The sequence below is a fragment of the Ruminococcus sp. genome (genome assembly GCF_017650195.1).
Taxonomy (GTDB): Bacteria; Bacillota; Clostridia; order Oscillospirales; family Ruminococcaceae; genus Ruminococcus.
Genome location: NZ_JAGCFH010000244.1, coordinates 1 through 2,978 on the forward strand (window position 1 = coordinate 1; position 2,978 = coordinate 2,978).

The window sequence follows — 2,978 nt, forward strand, 5'->3', positions numbered from 1 at the left end:
AAGAATGGCAAAGCATAAGTGCCCGAGGTACGTTGATTTCGTAGACGGCTTCCCGATGAATGCTGCCGGAAAGATACTCAAGTATAAAATGAGAGAACAGGCTGTTGAAAAACTTAAGCTTCATAAGGCTGACAGTATTGTCACAGCATAAAAGATCACCGCAGTGCATTAAATTAGTTAAATATTATTGTACCTCTGATCAAATGGTCGGAGGTATTTTTTATTAAATGACCGCTTTTCATAAATTTTACAGCATATATTGCTTATATCAAAATTATCGAGCAAAAAACATGAAGGGAGATGTATAGATATGAAACTGTTTTTTAAGAAGTTAACGGCAATTATTGCAGCATTTTGTATTGCAGGAACTAATACACCTTTTAACGCATATTCGAGTACAACTGGAAAAATAAGTATTGAGCACGAAAGAAAAAATACAGCCGTACAGTCACAGTCCTGTTCTTTTTCTATGCCTATTTTAAGACGCGTCGGCGGAAACAACAATGAGCTAGAGCCAATGGCTGCATACGGTGATATAAAAGCATCTAATGACACAGCTTTAGCTGCCAAGGAAATTTTACCTGAATCGTTTGATATGCGAACTGCATACGGTTCAACTTATGTTAAATCTCAGGGCTCTTATGGAAGCTGCTGGGCTCATGCTGCTATAGCAAGTGCAGAGACAAGTCTGCTTTCAGCAGTCCCTTATATAGATCTCTCGGAACTCCATTCGGCTTATTATGCATATTACGGTTATGATCAGCTCTACACTGATTCATACAAACCGGAAGATGTACTCGGAGAGGGCGGAACGTCGAAGATGATATCTAATCTCTGGTCACAGTGGATCGGACCTGTAAACGAAAGCAGGCTAAAGTATTCTGATTTTGACTTCTTTGACGATCGTTCTGAGGTCGATCGTATGCAACGTCAGGCAGATTACCATTTAAGAAATGCTTACTCCTTTGATTTTGATAGTGAGCGTGAGAACTTTGAAACCGTAAATAATATTATAAAGGATTTTATATATAACGGACACGCTGTTGATATTTCATATATGTCGGATAAGGTCAAAAACTGGAATCCTGATTATTATACATCGAATTCAAAGAGGAAGCCGCGTTTTGCAAACCATGCTGTTGCAATAGTTGGCTGGGATGATGCTTTCCCTGCTGATAAATTCAGGAATTCTCCGGAAGGCGATGGAGCGTGGTTGTGTAAGAATAGTTGGAGCACAAGAGATGGAAACAACGGTTATATATGGATATCGTATTATGACAGATCGCTTGAGGATTTTGCTGTATTTGAGCTTGATGACGCTGACGAGCATGAAAAAATTTATCAGTATGACAGCTTTATCCCAATACAGACTCTCTCGGCATATGACAGTCCTGATGAAGACGGCCCCTCATATATAGCGGATATATTTACAGCTGACGAGGCTTCACAGATAAGTGCAGTCGGTACGTATATATATAATGCGGATACCTCTTACGAGATAACAGTATATTCAGGTTTAAAAGACAAGACCAATCCGTCATCTGGTATACCTTCCTCTGTGACAAAAGGTAAATGTGATCTTACTGGTTTTTTCACTCTTGACCTTGATGAACCTATATTTATCGAATCGGGTGAGAGCTTCTCAGTTGTTGTAAAGCTTTACTGCGAAGATTCACCATTTGTAATCCCGATTGAAAGCAGCTTGTATGTTGAGGATATCGATGGGTTGAAATATGACCTTAATCCATATGCTAAGGACAGTAAAATAATTGAATACACAGGCGAAAATCAAAGCTTTTATAGTTCTGATGGCATTGAGTGGAATGACGTTGTAAACGAAGAGATAGTTTATAGTGACGAAGATAAACAGATACTACTTGATTCGTTTATATATCAGCTGTATGACGGACTTGAGGATGAGGATACAGAGCTGCTTGAAAAAGCTACGGAAAGTGAGAAAAGGTACAATGAGATATTTGCCAAGGGCGACCTTAAGATACATCTTGGCAACCTTACATTAAAGGCATATGCCGATCCGGTTGGAAAGGTTTATTTCTCACACCCCTCCGGCGCTGTTTCCATTGATGAAAAGGTAAGTCTTTCAAACGGCAATAAAAGCGACGATATTATATACCGCTTAGGCGACGGAGATGAGACTCTGTACAAGGAGCCATTTGATATTACCTCTGATGTGATAGTTCATGCTGTATCTGGCGGAACTGCAAGTGAAAGAAGCTTTAGTCCGAAAAAGGCTGAATTCAACTGGATAGGATATATACCTACAAACTACCGGATAGCAGATGGCTTACGCTATGCTGAGCGCATATCCGCAAGCGAGTACAGTCTTGACATACCGGCTGGAACGGAGGGAATCTCTCTCTGTCTGGGAACGATATATGATGTAAAAACTGACAGGGAATACGATGGCGGAGAATGGATAGAGGACATACCTGTAGGATTTGGTACAACTGATATAATAATGGAACTTTCAGGTGAAAATGTACTTGATAATACTGTTACTCTACATGTAAACAGAGCCCTCGTTGCATTCAGTGATGAGAAGGCTATAATTGTCAGTTCATGGGCTGATGAAATATTTGCTTCGGACGGCTTAAAATTTAAGGAGGGAGATAGCGTTCTATCTTACGCAGGGCAGAAACTTACTGCGATAAAGAACGGCAAGGAAGTGCCTGTGCAGGTTCCAGAACGCTATGATATATCTGATCTAACAATTGATTATAAATACGAAGCCCTCGGTCCTTTTGAAAAGGACACAGCTGATAATTTGGAAATAGCTGTTATCAACGAAAAGGCAGAGAAATTTGTTTCAGCGGAAAACAGACTTATCAGGGGAGAAAATGTAGACCCTGATTCTCTTGGAAAATATTACCTCAGTATAATCCCTGGTGAAAGTTTCATTTTAAGAGTTAAGGGTGGAGACGGGAAATTTGAAAGCGAGGCTGTTAACTACACAATGC

General features: G+C 40.0%; 1 protein-coding gene. It reads left to right on the top strand.

Translation table 11 applies throughout. From position 1 onward, the window contains the following. Nucleotides 1-310: 310 nt before the first annotated feature. On the top strand, nt 311-2,978 hold a 2,668-nt coding region (locus tag J6U00_RS11055; RefSeq protein WP_296581850.1), incomplete at its 3' end, for a lectin like domain-containing protein.